Genomic DNA, 17,123 nt, shown 5'->3' with positions numbered 1-17,123 from the left:
TTAGACCAATATTGAACTTTTTTGTTTAATTTGAAGTTTAGATGAATAAAAAACTATTGTCTTCTCTGGGTAATCCTCTGGATATAGTCCAGGTATATATTTTTCCTTATTTCCTGGTCTGTATCTACAAAAGCTATGCCTGCTCTTCTTAGCACAAGTTTTATCTTATTATTATTGGCCATAATCATTTTTCTTACAGTTTGGACCATGGTCCTGGATGCCCATAAATCAGCTTCCTGGCTAACATAAGGGAAAAAGGAATACCGGTAAACTATATCCACCCATGGTATCTTAACCTTTTCTACCAGGGATATGTAACTTATGCCGGGGGCCTCATCTATAATTTTTTTTGCCTGTAGTATTATCTCCTGGTTTACCCTTTTTTCAATTCTCTTGAAATTATAGGCAGAAATTGCTAAAAAAATTCCATAGACAGCCAGCAGGGGTACTATGACCAGGTAATAATCCTGAATAAAATCTAATATATAATTGCCAATTCTACCTAAAAAGGCATCAAGCCAAACTTTAGACATGTTAGTTTTCTGGTAAATATTGTATCCAGATTATCCTAACATAAGTACTGGTTTTATTGAAGTTAATTAGGTGGCATAAATTCCATGAACGGGCCAGAATATAAATGATTGCGGTGACAGGTATTTTTATTTAAATTATTTCACCGGTCAGTCCATTAGCCATAGATTTAAAAAATTAGGTCTGTTATAATGACAACCGCTTAATACTTATTTTATTAGATGAAGCTCAAAAAAGATTTAAAGCTTATTGATGTATTTTGCATTGCCACCGGTGCTATGATTAGCTCCGGGCTTTTTGTTTTACCGGGCCTGGCCCATGCAAAAGCAGGGCCGGCAGCAGTAATATCCTATTTTCTGGCCGGTCTGCTGGCTTTAATAGGAGTATTAAACATTGCTGAACTGGTCACTGCCATGCCCAAGGCAGGAGGAGACTACTTCTTTATCACCAGGGGACTTGGTCCCGCTATAGGAACAGTAGCCGGAATGCTCAGCTGGTTTTCCCTATCATTAAAAAGTGCTTTTGCCCTGGTAGGTATTGCTGCCTTTATAAGGATCATCTTTGAATTTAATATGCAGGTGCTGGCCATAGCTTTGTGCCTGATTTTTGTAGCCATTAATTTTCTGGGGGTAAGGCAGGCCAGCAAAACCCAGGTGATAATGGTAGCCTTTCTGTTGGCTATACTGGTAATATATATTGGATTCAGCCTCCCCCGTATAAGCATAGCGAGATTCGGAACTTTCGCACCTAATGGCATAATGTCAGTATTCTCTACTACCGGTTTTGTATTTGTATCCTATGGAGGACTTTTAAAAATATCCAGCGTCGCTGAAGAAGTAAAAGATCCCAAGAGAACCCTACCTTTAGGCCTGATATTATCCCTGATTGTTACTACCATAATCTATGGAGTGGTAGTGTTTATAACCATAGGCCTGGTGGAGCCTTCCCGGCTGGATAATTCACTGACCCCTATATCGGATGGGGCATCAGTCTCTATGGGCATGGGAGGGGTCGTCTTATTAAGTATAGCAGCCATACTTGCCTTCATATCTACAGTAAATGCAGGCATTTTATCTGCCTCCAGATACCCCTTTGCCTTAAGCCGGGACAGGCTTTTCCCTGCTATGTTTAGAAAGATACATAAAAGGTTTCATACTCCCTATATAGCAATATTTGCCACCGGGCTGTTTATAATCATCTTCCTGTTTTTGGAGCTGGACCTGCTGGTAAAAGTAGCTTCTACCATAGTCATACTGGCTTATATACTTTCCATCCTCTCAGTAATAGTGCTGCGCAGCAGCAATCTTCAGAATTACCGGCCCGGGTTCAGGGCTCCCTTTTTCCCCTGGATACAGATTGCGGGCATTATGGGTTTTATCTTTGTAATCATTGAGATGGGTAAAAACGCCATTATACTGAGTGTGGCTTTGATTGTTGTAGGAATTATAATCTACTTTGCCTATGGAAGAAAAAGAGTTAAAGGAAAGGAACATGCCCTGCTCTACCTGTTTGATGGGGTAACTCCCAAGGATAGGCCCCTTACCTCCGGCAGACTGGAACATGAGCTCAAGAATATAATCTATGAAAGGGATAATATTAAAAAGGATGATTTTCACCAGGTGGTTGAAAACAGCACAGTTTTAGATCTTAAACAATGCTTGACTATAGCTCAGCTGTATATGATGATTTCCAAAACTCTGGCCGAAAAACTGGATGAAGATCCCCGGTATTTCTACCAGAAATTTGAAAAAAGGGAGCTGGAAAGCAGTACCCAGATAACTGATGAGATAATAATGCCCAATATAATAATTGACCAAAAGGGCTTTTTTGAGCTGTTCATGGTAAGATGTAAAAACGGACTGTCTATTGAAAACTGTAACCTGAATATAATAGCGGCCTTTTTCCTGGTATCCTCCAGGGACAAAAGAAATCTGATGCTCAGAACCCACACTTTCCTGTCCCAGATTATAGCAGAAGAAGATTTTGAGCTAAGGTGGACTCAGGCCAAGGACGAGCACTCCATTAAAGATGTTATACTCCTGGGAAAAAGAAAGAGAAGCTAAGCATGATTTACACTTTGACCTTGAACCTGAATTTAGATCTCATTTATGAAACCCGGCAGTTAAAGCATGACCAGATAAACCGCAGCCGGCTGACATCCATATCGGTTGGGGGCAAAGGCATTAATATCAGCAGAGCCCTAAGCCATCTGGGGATAAGAAGCCAGGCTCTGGGATTTTGTGGTGGAACTTTTCAGTCATTTATACTGGAAAGATTGGCCCTGGAAGGTATAGACACAGATCTGCTAAAGATAGAAGGTTCAAGCAGAGTTAATACCAAGATAATTGAAAAACAAAACAACAACGTGGTAGAGATAAATGAATACGGCCCATGCATATCCCCGGCAGAAACCAGGGCTATGTTTAACCAGATAAGAAGTAAGGCCGGGCCCGGGGATTATCTTGTTCTGGCAGGAAGCCTTCCTTCCGGTATGGATAGCCATACCTATGAACAGATAATTAAAATTTGCCGCCAGGATCATATCAGGGTGCTGCTGGATGCATCCGCCGAAGCATTGACCTGGGGCATAAAAGCAGTACCTGATTACCTTAGCATAAATATGGAAGAGCTTGAAAACATTAAACTGCAGTATGCGGATACCCCCAGCCGTATAGCCGGATTGATTGGGTCAGGCATTGAAGCTATCCTTATTACTGATGGACCAAGAAAAGCACTGTATGGTAGCCAGCAGAATCTGCTGGAAGCTATACCGCCCAGAGTGGAAGGGATGTACACGGTAGGTTCCGGGGATTCGGTAGATGCCGGCTTTTTATATGGCATCATTAACAAGCTGCCGCCCTCCGCCATCTTATCCACTGCTATAGCCTGCGGTTCGGCTAATCTTTTAACCGATGTTCCCGGTAAAATAGATACAGGCCAGGTGCAGAGATTGAAAAAAGAAATTAAAGTAAACAAATTATAGTTCTACTTGTAAAACCGGCTTTTATAACGCTACTAAAGGCTGAAGGGCATTGGAAACTAACTCTGGAATTTAGAAAAAAATGGTGGAGATGAGCGGGATCGAACCGCTGACCTCCTGCTTGCAAGGCAGGCGCTCTCCCAACTGAGCTACACCCCCACTTTAGATGCAATTACAGAATATACCAAATAACTGCAAGCTTGTCTATAATTAAATTAGAATTGGTGGAGATGAGCGGACTTGAACCGCCGACCTCTTGTCTGCCAGACAAGCGTTCTCCCACTGAACTACATCCCCACATCCAAAGACATTGGTTTCCAATCAGGCCAACCAACAGTCTACTTATTGTCAAATTACCACTAAATAAACACTATCCTGTCAGGTGGGCTGATCTTAACCATAGATATGCAGCCAACTTTTTATGGTGGGCCTATCTGGACTCGAACCAGAGGCCTCATCCTTATCAGGGATGCGCTCTAACCAGCTGAGCTATAGGCCCCCATCCAAAAAGAACAGAGCAAAAAATACCAATTAAAGGTAATTTTGTCAAGGTATATATGCAAACCCTACACTCTGTTAGCTTTGTTTTCTCTCAACAAACCTTAATTCAATTCCCCCGCTTATTTTCAGGATAATATTAAGTATCCACATGGTCAAGGTACCTATCGCGGCATAAATTACAGAGCCAATAAGGCCGCCAATAATAAACACAACAATTCCTATGGCTCCCCCTCCTGGTATCCAGTCCAGGTTTATTCCTGCATTGGCTAACATATCATTCATGCTTGCCCCTGCCGCAGCAAATCCCAACCAGGTAAATAGAAATACTATTCCCGTAACAATAAGGGCAATGACAAAGAATATAAGGTAGAAAACCAGCAAGTACTTGAATATTGATAATTCACTTATGCTTTTTAAAGTTTTTCTTTCTACTGTCATCACTCTCTCCTGATCGATCATAAAAGACGAAATTACATCTTGGTGTATTTTTCAGCCATTCCACCAATACCAGGGAACTTGTAGAGTTCGCCCTGATTAGCCTTCATTACTATTATTATCCTGATAATCAAAGCTGCAATCCAGACAATAGGAAAACATGCTACTCCAATTATAAATACGCTTAAGATTGCACCTATTATATAGCCAATAATCTCCGCGATACCTATTATCAACGACTGCATAGCATGGAACTTAACAAAATAGTTTTCCTTTTCCAGCAAATAAACGATTAGCCCTGAAAGCCAGCCCGCTCCAACAACAAAACCGATGTGGGAAATAAGTACAGCCATCTTCGGGTCCATGCTGGTTGAGCTTTTTTTGTTGAAATCCGGATGTACCTCTGGTTTGTTCTCTTCTGACATCTCTCTTCCTTTCTTTATGGTTTAACAAAGTATTAATTTTATTTTATAAAATTTTCTAAAAATTATATAGGTTAAAAATATTTTAGTTTTCAGGAGCTATAATGCCAAAGGAGGCAATCCTGCTATCTTTGTCCAGATTCATTATCTTAACTCCGGTAGTGGATCTCCCGGTTCTGGAAATAGATTTTGCCGGAGTCCTTATCAGCACACCATTGGTAGAGATAACCATTATATCCTGGCCTTCCCTGACTATACCGGCCCCAGCCAGCTTACCCCTTTTCTCGGTAAGCTTAACCGTCGATACTCCCTGGCCTCCCCGGTTCTGCCGATTATATTTGGGCAGGGGAGTTCTTTTGCCAAATCCATTTTCAGTTAGAACAAACAGGTCTGCGTCTATATCTTTTACCACCATCATGGTAAGAACCTGGTCCCCTTTGGAAAGGTTCATGCCCTTTACCCCGGTAGCAGTTCTTCCCATAGACCTGCAATCCTGTTCTGAGAACCTGATGGCCTTGCCATTCTGGGAAACTATTATGACATCGTCATTTCCACTGGATTTTTCCACTTTAATCAGCTCGTCACCCTTGCGGATATTTATGGCTATAATTCCATCTTTCCTGGAGGTATCATAATCAGTAATCACCGTTTTCTTAACCAGTCCCTTTTTGGTGGCCATTATCAAGTATTCGTCCTCATTATATTCTTTAACCGCTATTATGGCAGTAACCCTTTCTCCCGAACGAAAGGGAAGGATATTAACAATGGCCTTTCCCTTGGAGGTTCTGCTTCCGGTAGGCAGCTCATGTACCTTAAGCCTGTACACTTTACCCTTATTGGAAAAGAACATTATGTAGTGGTGGGTAGAAGAGATAAACAAGTGCTCCATAAAATCATCAAGTTTCAAATTCATGCCGCTAACTCCCCTGCCGCCCCTTCTCTGCTTTCTGTAAGTAGTAACCGGAACCCTTTTAATATACCCTGAATGGGTAACTGCTATTACATTCTCTTCCTCGGGAATAAGGTCCTCTATTTCCATATCTGCTGACGAGGTAGTTATATCGGTTCTTCTGGGATCCGCATATTTCTTCTTCATATCCTGAAGCTCTTCCTTGATAATCTTGTATATAAGCTCGTCACTACCTAATATCTTTTTCAGTTCGGTTATCCTCTTCTGCAGGTCCTTGTATTCACTTTTAACCTTGTCTCTTTCCAGCCCGGTAAGCCTCTGCAGTTTCATATCCAGTATGGCCTGGGCCTGCACTGGTGAAAGATCAAACTTTTTAATAAGTCTCTTCTTGGCAGTAGCTACATCCTTGGAAGACCTTATGGTTTTTATAACCTCATCCAGATTATCCAGGGCTATCAGCAAGCCTTCCAGTATATGGGCCCGCTCTTCTGCTTTTCTTAGCTCATACTTTATTCTTCTTACTACTACCTGGTACCTGTGTTTCTTATACTCTTCAATCAGCTGCGGCAGATTTAAAGTCTTGGGAACCCCATCCACTAAGGCAATCAGTATAATGCCGAAGGTTTCCTCCAGCTGGGTGTGCTTATAAAGATGATTGATGATTACATTAGGCTCTACATCCCTCTTGAGCTCTACTGCTACCCTCATTCCTGCTTTATCCGATTCATCCCTTAAATCACTGATACCTTCAATTTTCTTGGTCTTTACCAGTTCAGCTATTTTCTCAATCAGCTTGGACTTGTTAACCTGATAAGGAAGCTCACTTATAATAACCTGGGGTTTACCTTTTTTCTGCTGTTCAAGATGTACTTTCCCCCTCATTACAACCCTTCCCCTGCCACTCTTATAGGCATTAACTATTCCATCCATACCCATAATCATGCCCCCAGTAGGAAAATCAGGGCCTTTTAACTTCTTCATAAGTTCCATTACTGTAACCTGGGGATTATCGATATAAAGTACGATAGCATCAATAACCTCTCCCAGGTTATGGGGAGGGATATTGGTAGCCATGCCTACTGCGATTCCGGAAGAGCCGTTAACCAATAAATTCGGGAATTTAGCAGGAAGCACTCTGGGCTCTTTGAGGGAACTGTCGAAATTGTCCACAAAATCAACCGTTTCCTTTTCCAGGTCCACCAGCAGCTCTCCGGCTATCCTGGAAAGCCTGGCTTCTGTATACCTCATGGCAGCGGCGCTGTCCCCGTCTATGGATCCAAAGTTGCCATGCCCGTCTATCAGGGGATAGCGGTGAGAAAAGTCTTGGGCCATCCTCACCATGGAATCATAAACTGCCGTGTCTCCATGGGGGTGGTACTTGCCCAGTACCTCTCCTACAATCCTGGCACATTTTTTATAGGCGCTATTATGGGTCATCCCCATATCCTGCATAGCGTAGAGAATTCTTCGATGTACCGGCTTCAGTCCATCCCTTACATCCGGCAGTGCCCTTCCTATGATTACGCTCATGGCATAATTCAGGTAAGACTCCTGCATCTCGGATTCTATTTCAATATTCTTTACTTTTCCTCTTAATTCAAATACCATTATCTGCCTGCCTAAATGTCAATAAATGAAACGTCTCTTGCATTTTTCTGTATAAAATCCCTTCTGGGTTCAACCTTACTGCCCATAAGTGTGGAAAATATATCATCAGCAATTAAAGCATCTTCTATCTCCACCTTAAGTAATGTTCTGGTCTCGGGATTCATGGTGGTCTCCCACAGCTGCTCAGCATCCATCTCTCCCAGACCCTTGTACTGCTGTACATCAACTTTGGAACCCTTAACTTTTTCCAGCACCGCTTGCAGCTCTTTTTCACTGTAAGCATAATAAACCTGTTTACCGCTCTTTACCTGGTACAGCGGCGGCTGGGCAATATAAACATAGCCCTCTTCAAGTAACCCCGGCATATACCTAAAAAGGAAAGTTAAGATAAGGGTCCTGATATGGGCTCCATCTATATCCGCATCAGTCATTATAATTATCTTGCCATAACGGGCATTTCCTATATCAAACTCTTCATCAATGCTGGTGCCCATAGCGGTAATTATGGCCTGTATTTCTACACTGTTAAGTATTTTGTTAAGCCTGGCTTTTTCCACATTTAATATTTTCCCCTTCAAGGGCAGTATGGCCTGGAACCGGCGATCACGAGCCTGTTTGGCGCTGCCCCCTGCCGAATCTCCCTCTACCAGAAACAGTTCACAAAACTGTGGGTCATTTACCGAACAGTCAGCCAGCTTGCCGGGTAAAGAACTGCTTTCCAGAAGGGATTTCTTCCTAGTAAGATCTCTGGCCTTCTTGGCAGCATTTCTGGCTCTAGCTGCCTCCATGCTCTTGTTTACTATAACTTTTCCTATGGAAGGGTTTTCTTCCAGAAATTCTGCCAGTTTGGCATTTACCGTACTCTCCACAAAACCCTTTATTTCACTATTGCCCAGCTTAGTTTTAGTCTGGCCTTCAAATTGAGGATCTTTCAGCTTAACACTTATAATACCGGTAAGTCCTTCCCTTATATCTTCGCCAGTAAGGTTATCTTCTTTTTCCTTAAGCAGTTTGTTGGTACGGGCATAATCATTGATGGTCCTGGTTAAAGCACCCTTAAAACCACTGAGATGGGTTCCCCCTTCAGTGGTATTAATATTGTTGGCAAAGGAAAAGATACTTTCCGAATAGCCGTCGGTATACTGCATGGCTATCTCCAGCTCATGGTCGTCTTCTGCATTGCTTATGTATATAACCTTTTTATGCAGTACATCTTTTTTTTCACATAAATACTTTACAAAGTCTACTATTCCACCCCTATACTGAAAGACATCCCTTTTTTCTATCTCGTCTCTCTGGTCCACCAGGGTAATCTTAAGTCCCTGGTTTAAAAAGGCCATCTCCCTCATTCTGCTGGACAGTATCTCGTATTTGTAATTAATCTCTTCAAATATTAATGGATCAGGGTAAAATTTTATTACGGTTCCATGGGATTTGGCAGGTTCAACTTTTTTAAGCTTGGTAGTAGGCTCTCCCCTGGCGAACTCCTGCTTGAAAACATAGCCATCCCTTCTTACCTCTACAGTAAGTTTTTCAGAAAGAGCATTTACTACCGATACCCCTACACCATGCAGTCCGCCCGATACCTTATAGCCGTCGCCACCAAATTTTCCCCCGGCATGAAGTTTGGTAAGCACCACTTCCACTGCCGAAAGATTATATTTATCTACCTTCTTAACCGGTATCCCTCTGCCATTGTCTACTACAGTAACCGAATTGTCCCTGTTTAACACCACCAGGATATTGTCACATACCCCGGCCATGGCCTCGTCTATGCTGTTGTCTATTACTTCATATATAAGATGGTGCAGCCCTCTGGAGCCGGTAGAGCCAATATACATGCTCGGTCTCCTTCTTACCGCAACCAAACCCTCTAAAACCGTTATATCTTTCGCATCATAATTAGAATTTACCAAAAAACACACCTCTTAACCATCTTTACATAAATAAAGGGTAATAAGTAAACAGCCAAAAGCCGCCAATATTATACTCATTACCCCAAATACAAACATATTCTTACAGGGTAAAAATTTTATTTTTATTCCTGAATATTATAACATATTTTTACCAAAATTTTAGTACCCGGTTCAACTAAAAATCATCGTTTTTCAGGTCTGCTTTAAACCTGATTTGCTCTACAACCTCACACCCGGCATATTGGTTTATCTTCTCTATAAGCTGCTGCGACATCAGGTCCAGCTCATTGGCCCAGGTAGAGCTGGTAACCGATACATACAGGGTACCGTTTTTTAGCCTCTGCGGTTTGGATTTTTTGCTTATCTGTGATCCCACTATATCCTTCCAATGATTAAATATCCCAGATACTTTGAGCCGGTGCCCAATATTTAACTGGCCCACAACTTCATCTATAATATTTCCCAGAGGCTGTATATTGTCTTTACCCATTTTGCTCCATGCTCTTGTTCACCGGTTGGCCAATATCTCCAGCCAGCTTAGCTCTTATGATCTCCGAATGGTCTACAGAACTAAATATGGCAGCAGAAAACCCAATTAAAAATACCGGCGCCAATAAGATATTCAATATCCTGAAATATATGCTTGCCAGTTCCATTATTTCTCCTGCGGCTTCAGTTTTACCGTGGTTACAATGAAGTTACAATTTTTAAATAATGATATCATAATATGGTATATATTAATATTCAGAATAAAAGGTTTTCCAGGGGTAAACACCCCTTAATCACCACTGTATATATTTCCATTTTTTACCACATGGGAAGCGGCAATATTTAAAGGCAAATCATCCAGGTAATGTATATTGGCAGCAGTAATAAAGGTCTGAAAACCATCTCCCAGTTTTTCTATAAGCAATTTCTTTCTGATCACATCCAGCTCCGACAATACATCATCTAAGAGAAGTATGGGGCTCTTGCCCAGCTGCTGGTTTAGAAAGAACAGCTCACATAATTTTAAGGATACAGCAGCTATCCGCTGCTGGCCCTGGGAGCCAAAACTCCTGAGATCAGAACCCTGCAGGGATATATACAGATCATCCCTGTGGGGGCCTATGGTGGTACTCTTTAATGCCAGGTCCTTGTCCCAGGCATCGGTCATGGCTTCCTTGTAGTCTGATTCCATCCCTCCGGCGGTTGCAGGGCTCTGGTTCTTCTCCCGGTTCCAGCTGGGTACATAGGCCAGCTTGGCCCTGCATCCCGGAAAAAAATATTCAACCAGCTGGCTAAACCTCTCCTCTATACCCTGTACCAGTTCCAGCCGGTATTCAATTATCTTCTTTCCGTAATTTATAAGGTTTTCATTCCATACCTTCAAGGTAGGATTATCCCCTGAGAGTTTCTGGCGACTCATGCTTTTAATAAGAGAATTGCGCTGGTTAAGTGTTTTCTGATATTTGAGCCTTATGCCCGGAAAATTATTATGGGTACTGTCCAGAATATGGTCTAAAAAATTTCTCCGGTGAGAGGGGCTGCTTTTGATAATATTTAAATCATCAGGAGAAAAAATCACTGCAGACACAAGAGAGGTAAACTCTGATTTTCTTCGAAAATAAACCCTGTCTATCCTTAACTTATAACTATTGTCACGCCTTAGCTCAAATTCTATGAGTCTGGGCTTATCTGCTCCCTGTATCATGGCCCTTATCAGAGCAAAATCCTGGCCATCCATTATTAATTCCTTCTGGCTGGCGGTACGGTGTGATTTTCCACAGGAAAGGTAATAGATGGACTCCAGAAGATTAGTCTTGCCCTGCCCGTTATCACCGGTTATCAGCGTGGTTCCCCGGTTAAAATCCAGCTTAAGATTCTGATAATTCCTGAAATTTTTTAACTCTAATTTACTTAAAAACACGTCAATTTCTCTAACTGCACCCGCTGCAGGAAGTACAGGACCCTGAACAGCTTTTTGAAGATGTTGAATCTGCCTGTACAGAATTCTTATTAGCCAGATTCGGTCCTGAAAAGATACGCTGCATACCACTACTTCCGCATCCCGGACACTTTATGTCACTATCGGCAGTTACTACCAGTTCTGAAACCTGGCCGCACTGGCTGCATTTATAATCGACAAACCTCAAACTGTATTCCTCCTCCTGCCATAAATTTGTCATGCTCATATTACTAAAATATAGAAAAAATATGAAGAAGAGCCATCTCTTTTGCTGATTGTAGAAACACCGGCAGCTAGGTTCAGTTTATAATGCAGACAGACGGCTTGAAGCTGGAAGAACAGCAGGAGGAGCAACAGGAAAAGAGTAAATCATTATGGGAAAATTTTTTGGATCTGTTTAGGCAATAAAATAAACTGGATATGGCAAAGCTTTAAAAAATAGCCTATTATATTATACCTATACAAATTGGTTAGGGAGTTTGTTTTATGGAAATTGACATTAAAACCTATGTCCCGGGTAAAATAATATGCGTGGGCATGAATTATAAGTCTCATGTTGATGAACAGGATGGGCGTTTTCCTACAAAGCCGGTTCTATTTTCCAAAGCCAACAGCAGCATTATAAAAAACGGCCAGGTTATAGTTTACCCTCCCCAGACAAAAGAACTGGATTATGAAGTGGAACTGGCGGTAATAATTGGTAAAAAGACCTCCAAGGTAAGCAAGGAAGAAGTTTTCAGCCACATTTACGGATATACCATTATAAATGATATTACAGCCAGGGATATCCAGAGAGAAGAAGGACAATGGTACCGGGGTAAAAGCTTCGATACTTTTGCTCCCATTGGTCCCAGGATAGTAGCAGGAGAAGAAATTGAGGATCCCCAGAACCTAAACCTCCGGTCTTATGTAAACAGGGAACTGAGGCAAAACTCCAATACTTCGGAAATGATATTTGATATTAAAATCCTTATTTCATATATCTCCCAAACTATAACCCTTATGCCCGGCGATCTGTTAGCCACCGGTACCCCGGCAGGTGTCGGTATATTTAGCAAAGAGAAAAAGCTGTTGAGCGTGGGGGATGAAATTACCTGCGAAATTGAAAACATTGGCAAGCTAACCAACAGGGTACAAGAGACTGATGACAGAACTTGTTGAAATATTTTTTGGGGCTATGGTGGTAGGGTTCTCGGGCGCCATGGTTCCCGGCCCTATGTTTACACTTACCGTCACCGGTGTGGCCCATAAAGGTTTCTGGGCTTCATTTTTCATATCCCTGGGACATTCCCTGCTGGAATTATTGCTGGTATTGAGCTTCTTTCTGGGAATACTCAAATACCTGGACAATCCTTTGCTTATGAAAATTATCGGTATAATGGGGGGATTATTTCTGCTTTACCTGGGCGGCCAGCTTATATATTCAGTAGTAAAGAAAAAAATAAGCATTGATTTTAATCAATCTGGTCAGGGTAACCGCACCCGGCGGTTCTATTCTGCCAATTTTATGCTCAAGGGGGCGCTGGTAAGCCTTATAAATCCCTACTGGTATATATGGTGGGTAAGCATAGGGGCAGCCTTTATGATAAAAGCCATGAATTATAATATTGCCGGAGTTAGTTCCTTTTTCGTTGGCCATATCAGCGCTGACTTTATATGGTTCATGTTTGTAGGTTTTTTGGTAAGCACTGGGAAAAGGTTCCTCAACCAGAAAGTATACCGGATAATTTTGTTTGCCTGCGCTTTGTTTTTATTATACCTGGGTATTAAATTTATTATTGATTTTATTTAACCACCCAAACCTTTATAGTTATATTGGAAACAGGTTTGTAAATAGATACAAGGAGGCTGATTTTAATGAAAAAAGTATTGGTTTATTCCACCCCCACCTGTCCGTATTGTGCCCGGGTTAAAGACTATCTTAGCGAAAATGGTGTGCGGTATGATGAAGTGGATATAAGTTCAGATCAAAAGAACCTGGATGAAATGGTAAAAAAATCCAAGCAAATGGGCATCCCCGTAATTGATTTCAATGGAAGAATAGTCATTGGTTTTGAAAAAGAAGCGATAGATGAAGCCATTAAGGAGGCTGCCCTAAATGAATAATGTACTCATATATTCAACCAATACCTGCCCCTACTGCAAACAGGCCAAAGACTATATTAAATCAAAAGGGGTAGATTACCAGGAAATTGATGTGAGCAGCAGCAGGAAAAAATTGGAAGAAATGATAGAAAAATCAGGACAGATGGGAGTCCCGGTAATTGATATTGGGGGCAAAGTGGTGGTAGGTTTTGATAAAAAAGAGATAGACAGGCTCCTGGGGGAAAATAAATGAAGCCTGTATTTTCAAGTGACGATATAGAAACAACAGAATTTGAAGACAGGCGGGTAAAATTCGCTTTTGGAAACCGGGGGTTCCTGGCTTCAGACTCTTTGGGGCTGGGAATTGTGGAGTTTAAGCCCGGTACTGAGCCCCTGGCCCATAGCCATGATGTGGATGAAGCCCTTTATGTTATCAAAGGCAAAGGCAAAATAGAAATAGAAAATAACTGGTTTTCTCTGGATAAAGGAAAATTTGCCCACATACTCAAGGGAGAAACCCACCGGATTGAGTCTATGCAGGGGCACAGCTTAAAGATATTATTTATATTTGGCGGTAAAACAAAAATCAACTATTAAACAAAGCTCAACTGGGTTCTGCGTGTATCAATACTTCATCAACCTGCTTTATCTGGGTCCTTAGATTGTACTCTGCTTCGGTTATTATCCTGTGGGCTTGTTCGATTTTCAATTTACTGTCCATCCGGCAATGGAAGGCAACATGATAACTCTTTCCTTTTCTAAGTACGGTAAAATCATGGCAGGTCCCGGGATCTATATAGGGAGTTACTTTGTCTTTAATTTCTTGTATCAGTTTTTCCGAATTCAGGGTTACATCCTCCCAGCTGTCATATCCGGAAAGATCTTCGGAGTGTATATAAATCTTTCTTAAGTTCTTTACTTTTTCCCTTATCTTCTGTTCGGTCTGGCTGGTTAAATCTTCTACCTGCTGCAGGCTCATATCATTGGCTAATTCCACATGGACCGAGATATCGGTATATCCTCCCACTGAATACAAAAAGATATTATGTACATCCTTTATTTCCGGCTGGTCTAAAGTCACCTGCTTAATATAATCGGATATATTTCCATCAGCCAGCCTGGGCTTTAGTTCCACAATAATATTTGAGTTTGGAAACTTCTGCCTTATTTTTTTCCTTACCTCATCCTTGATATTCTCGGCCTGGGTAAGATACAGGTTGTTGGCCAGGTTGAGGCTGAGATTGATGAATTTGATACCTCCTACCTCATGGACCTTTAAATCATTTATTGCATCTATATCCTTCATATCGGTCAGGGTCTTCTCAATCTTTCTGGTAACCTGTACCGGCACATAATCCAGCAGGTTTTTAACTATGCTGACCGAGAGCCTGATGCTTAGAGCAATAACCACCACTGCTACTATTATGGAGGCAATAGGGTCTGCAATATAGGCCCCGAAACCGGCAAATATCAGACCGGCAATTACTACCAGTGAGCTAACTATATCTCCGCTATAATTTAGAAATTCTGCTCTAAAGGTAAAAGAATCAAACTTCTTTGCTGCTTTGGCCAGTACGGCTACCCTTACTATATTCAGGGCTACCGATACCCCCAGCACTAAAAATACCGGCCAGCCTATGCTTAATACAAAATTTTGATAGATAAGCCTCTGTATTGATTTATAAATTATAAATATACCCAGGCCACTTATTACTATGGTTTCAGCAAATGCGGCAAAATTTTCATACTTTCCATGGCCATAGGTGTGATCTGCATCCGGAGGTTTACTGGCCATTCTTATAGCTATGAAAGCTATGAATACGGTTACCAGGTCCAGGCCATTGTTTAAAGCCTCAGAAAACACCCCCAGACTGTTGGAAAAATAGGCTGCCAATACCTTTATTACTACCAATACTATGGAAACTACCAAAGAAAAGGTTGCAATCTTCCTTTTGGTTATGGTTGTCTGGTGGTTATGGTTCATGGATTAATCATAAAATAAATATAATGGTATTGTAATAGTTTAGGGAAAAACTGTAAACACATTTATATTGCAATATTAATATGTTTTCATGTTATAATATTATTGCTATAATACTGTTAATTATTACAAAGGAGAAAATGAAAAAAGAGACATTTTACAATTTACATTCGGATATGTGTAAAACCATATCCAATCCCAGGAGGCAGGCCATAATTGATGCCATACGGGATAAAACCCTAACTGTAACCGAGATAGTTAAAAAAACCGGACTGCCCCAGTCCAACATATCCCAGCATCTTTCTTTGCTAAAATCCAAGGGCATTGTAAATAGGCAAAGAGACGGAAACAATATATACTATTCCATAGCCAACCAGAAAATTATAAAGGCTTATGATTTGCTTACCGAGGTGCTTAAAGATGAATCAAATTCGAAAAAAGATATGATAAGAGACTTGTTTTAAGAGGTGAAACATAATGGCTGAGAAGAAAAAAATGTCCATGGTGGTGTTTAGTGGAGATATGGATAAGCTTATGGCTGCATTTATAATGGCTACCGGAGCGGCCGCTTCAGATATGGAAGTAACCATGTTTTTTACTTTCTGGGGGTTGAAGGCTCTAAAGAAAAAACAGCGGACCGGTAAGAGTTTTTTGGGCAAACTAATGGGATTTATGGAGCGCGGCGACATCAATAAAACACACCCCTCCAGATACAGTTTCGGTGGTATAGGAAGATGGATGTTTAACAAAATGATCAAATCCAAGAATGCAACCACCCTCCCCCAATTGAGGGATATGGCTATTGATATGGGGGTAAATCTTTACGGTTGTCAGATGAGCATGAGTATCCTGGAAATACCCCGTGAAGATATGATAGACGAAGTTAAGGCCTGTGTGGGAGTAGGCTTTTTTATTGAAAAGGCCCAGGAATCTGATGTAAGTCTGTTTATATAAGCTCCGCAACTGATGGATTGGTTAGAAGAGAAAAGGTATTATTACTTTCCGCCGGTCAGGATAATCATCAAAATTTTTCTGGTACCACCTGTGATTGGCAAGAGCCCGGGGCAGGAGATTGGCTATAGTAAACATTGCAAAAGCCAGGCCTGCCAGAGACCAGGTAAGTATAGCCCAGCCAATCCACTCTAAGATTTCGCCAAAGTAATTGGGGCTGGAAACGTATTTAAAAAGCCCTTTTTTAGGTATCTTGTAACCATCACTATCTGACTGCCTTAATTAAGGTTACCCCCATTGTCAAGACAAAATATCAACTAAGCTATAGCTACACTTTTATATTAGAAACAATACGATCTTTATTAAAATAAACCTCTGTTGGAGGAGAATACCCCAGGGCTGAATGCAGCCTTTCGTTATTGTAAAAAGTAAAATATTCATCTATAGATGCTTTTGCATCAATGCAGCTGGCATAATCTTTTAAATATACTTCTTCATATTTTAGGGATCTCCATAATCTTTCGGTAAATATATTATCAAATACTCTGCCCCTTCCATCCATACTTACCCTTATATTGGCTGCCTCAACTTTTTCCACATATTCTTCTGAAGTAAACTGGCTTCCCTGGTCAGAGTTATTAATCTCAGGCTTTGCTATTTTAAATGCCATGTCCAGTGATTCTAAACAAAAATCTACCGATAGTGTATTAGAAAGCACCCAGCTTAAAATATATCTTGAATACCAATCCATTATCGCAACTAAATACATAAATCCTTTTCTCATCCTGATATAGGTGATATCTGTTCCCCAGACTTGATTTGGATATGAAATATTTATCCCCTTTAATAGGTATG

The 17,123-nt window shown here is 41.1% G+C and carries 21 protein-coding genes and 3 tRNA genes; 9 read left to right on the top strand and 15 right to left on the bottom strand.

All coding sequences use genetic code 11. From position 1 onward, the window contains the following. Positions 1 to 53: 53 nt before the first annotated feature. On the bottom strand, positions 54 to 533 hold the full coding sequence (locus K9H14_07405) for a hypothetical protein (protein ID MCG9480015.1): 480 nt from the start codon (positions 531 to 533) through the stop codon (positions 54 to 56). Positions 534 to 752: 219 nt separating this feature from the next. Between K9H14_07405 and K9H14_07400 the strand changes: the two genes are divergently transcribed. Together K9H14_07400 and K9H14_07395 are read left to right on the top strand one after the other, a co-directional pair. Continuing rightward, entirely contained in the window at positions 753 to 2,594 is a 1,842-nt protein-coding gene (locus K9H14_07400; GenBank protein MCG9480014.1) for an APC family permease, read from the top strand. Positions 2,595 to 2,596: 2 nt separating this feature from the next. Then, entirely contained in the window at positions 2,597 to 3,514 is a 918-nt protein-coding gene (locus K9H14_07395; protein MCG9480013.1) for a hexose kinase, read from the top strand. 80 nt (positions 3,515 to 3,594) lie between these two features. Here the strand turns inward: K9H14_07395 and K9H14_07390 are convergent. The 11 genes from K9H14_07390 to K9H14_07340 form a co-directional block, all read right to left on the bottom strand. Continuing rightward, positions 3,595 to 3,670, bottom strand: a tRNA-Ala gene (locus K9H14_07390). 63 nt (positions 3,671 to 3,733) lie between these two features. After that, a tRNA-Ala gene (locus tag K9H14_07385) sits at positions 3,734 to 3,808 on the bottom strand. 125 nt (positions 3,809 to 3,933) lie between these two features. After that, positions 3,934 to 4,010, bottom strand: a tRNA-Ile gene (locus tag K9H14_07380). A gap of 77 nt (positions 4,011 to 4,087) precedes the next feature. Further along, on the bottom strand, positions 4,088 to 4,450 hold the full coding sequence (locus tag K9H14_07375) for a DUF3566 domain-containing protein (protein MCG9480012.1): 363 nt from the start codon (positions 4,448 to 4,450) through the stop codon (positions 4,088 to 4,090). Positions 4,451 to 4,482: 32 nt separating this feature from the next. Beyond that, positions 4,483 to 4,812, bottom strand: coding sequence for a DUF4870 domain-containing protein (locus K9H14_07370; GenBank protein ID MCG9480011.1), 330 nt, complete (start codon positions 4,810 to 4,812; stop codon positions 4,483 to 4,485). Positions 4,813 to 4,954: 142 nt separating this feature from the next. Next, a complete protein-coding gene (gyrA, locus tag K9H14_07365; protein MCG9480010.1) occupies positions 4,955 to 7,387 on the bottom strand; it encodes a DNA gyrase subunit A in 2,433 nt (810 codons plus the stop codon). Between the two features lie 11 nt (positions 7,388 to 7,398). Continuing rightward, positions 7,399 to 9,303 carry a DNA topoisomerase (ATP-hydrolyzing) subunit B gene (gyrB, locus tag K9H14_07360; GenBank protein ID MCG9480009.1) on the bottom strand — a complete coding sequence of 635 codons (1,905 nt, stop codon included), beginning with the start codon at positions 9,301 to 9,303 and terminating at the stop codon, positions 7,399 to 7,401. 175 nt (positions 9,304 to 9,478) lie between these two features. Beyond that, on the bottom strand, positions 9,479 to 9,793 hold the full coding sequence (locus K9H14_07355) for a DUF721 domain-containing protein (GenBank protein ID MCG9480008.1): 315 nt from the start codon (positions 9,791 to 9,793) through the stop codon (positions 9,479 to 9,481). Then, entirely contained in the window at positions 9,786 to 9,959 is a 174-nt protein-coding gene (locus K9H14_07350) for a hypothetical protein (protein MCG9480007.1), read from the bottom strand. Before K9H14_07350 ends, K9H14_07355 begins: the two co-directional genes overlap by 8 nt. Before the next feature lie 122 nt (positions 9,960 to 10,081). Beyond that, positions 10,082 to 11,212 carry a DNA replication/repair protein RecF gene (gene recF, locus K9H14_07345; protein MCG9480006.1) on the bottom strand — a complete coding sequence of 377 codons (1,131 nt, stop codon included), beginning with the start codon at positions 11,210 to 11,212 and terminating at the stop codon, positions 10,082 to 10,084. 10 nt (positions 11,213 to 11,222) lie between these two features. Next, positions 11,223 to 11,438, bottom strand: a complete 216-nt coding sequence (locus tag K9H14_07340) for a hypothetical protein (GenBank protein MCG9480005.1) — start codon at positions 11,436 to 11,438, stop codon at positions 11,223 to 11,225. 299 nt (positions 11,439 to 11,737) lie between these two features. Between K9H14_07340 and K9H14_07335 the strand changes: the two genes are divergently transcribed. The 5 genes from K9H14_07335 to K9H14_07315 all read left to right on the top strand — a co-directional run bounded on the left by K9H14_07335 (position 11,738) and on the right by K9H14_07315 (position 13,933). After that, positions 11,738 to 12,412 carry a fumarylacetoacetate hydrolase family protein gene (locus tag K9H14_07335; protein MCG9480004.1) on the top strand — a complete coding sequence of 225 codons (675 nt, stop codon included), beginning with the start codon at positions 11,738 to 11,740 and terminating at the stop codon, positions 12,410 to 12,412. Further along, positions 12,396 to 13,043, top strand: coding sequence for a LysE family translocator (locus K9H14_07330; GenBank protein ID MCG9480003.1), 648 nt, complete (start codon positions 12,396 to 12,398; stop codon positions 13,041 to 13,043). The genes K9H14_07335 and K9H14_07330 overlap by 17 nt, the downstream gene beginning before the upstream one ends. Before the next feature lie 65 nt (positions 13,044 to 13,108). Then, positions 13,109 to 13,357, top strand: a complete 249-nt coding sequence (locus K9H14_07325) for a glutathione S-transferase N-terminal domain-containing protein (GenBank protein MCG9480002.1) — start codon at positions 13,109 to 13,111, stop codon at positions 13,355 to 13,357. Then, entirely contained in the window at positions 13,350 to 13,589 is a 240-nt protein-coding gene (locus K9H14_07320) for a glutathione S-transferase N-terminal domain-containing protein (GenBank protein MCG9480001.1), read from the top strand. Before K9H14_07325 ends, K9H14_07320 begins: the two co-directional genes overlap by 8 nt. Then, positions 13,586 to 13,933: a cupin domain-containing protein gene (locus K9H14_07315; GenBank protein MCG9480000.1), complete on the top strand. Its 348-nt coding sequence runs from the start codon at positions 13,586 to 13,588 to the stop codon at positions 13,931 to 13,933. Before K9H14_07320 ends, K9H14_07315 begins: the two co-directional genes overlap by 4 nt. Positions 13,934 to 13,940: 7 nt before the next feature. On the opposite strand, the gene K9H14_07310 is transcribed toward K9H14_07315, so the two are convergent. Then, complete coding sequence (locus K9H14_07310) at positions 13,941 to 15,320, bottom strand: cation-efflux pump (GenBank protein MCG9479999.1); 1,380 nt, start codon at positions 15,318 to 15,320, stop codon at positions 13,941 to 13,943. Positions 15,321 to 15,457: 137 nt separating this feature from the next. On the opposite strand from K9H14_07310, the gene K9H14_07305 reads away from it, so the two are divergent. Continuing rightward, positions 15,458 to 15,781 (top strand): metalloregulator ArsR/SmtB family transcription factor, encoded by a 324-nt coding sequence (locus K9H14_07305; GenBank protein ID MCG9479998.1) that lies wholly within the window; start codon positions 15,458 to 15,460, stop codon positions 15,779 to 15,781. Positions 15,782 to 15,791: 10 nt separating this feature from the next. Next, positions 15,792 to 16,271, top strand: a complete 480-nt coding sequence (locus K9H14_07300; protein ID MCG9479997.1) for a DsrE/DsrF/DrsH-like family protein — start codon at positions 15,792 to 15,794, stop codon at positions 16,269 to 16,271. Between the two features lie 21 nt (positions 16,272 to 16,292). On the opposite strand, the gene K9H14_07295 is transcribed toward K9H14_07300, so the two are convergent. Further along, positions 16,293 to 16,520: a 3-oxo-5-alpha-steroid 4-dehydrogenase gene (locus K9H14_07295; protein ID MCG9479996.1), complete on the bottom strand. Its 228-nt coding sequence runs from the start codon at positions 16,518 to 16,520 to the stop codon at positions 16,293 to 16,295. A gap of 76 nt (positions 16,521 to 16,596) precedes the next feature. Then, positions 16,597 to 17,123, bottom strand: a 527-nt coding sequence (locus K9H14_07290) for an IS3 family transposase (GenBank protein MCG9479995.1), incomplete at its 5' end; no start/stop codon positions are given.

This window comes from Actinomycetes bacterium (assembly GCA_022396035.1).
Lineage (GTDB): Bacteria > Actinomycetota > Humimicrobiia > Humimicrobiales > Humimicrobiaceae > Halolacustris.
This window is presented reverse-complemented; position numbering and strand designations above follow the sequence as displayed.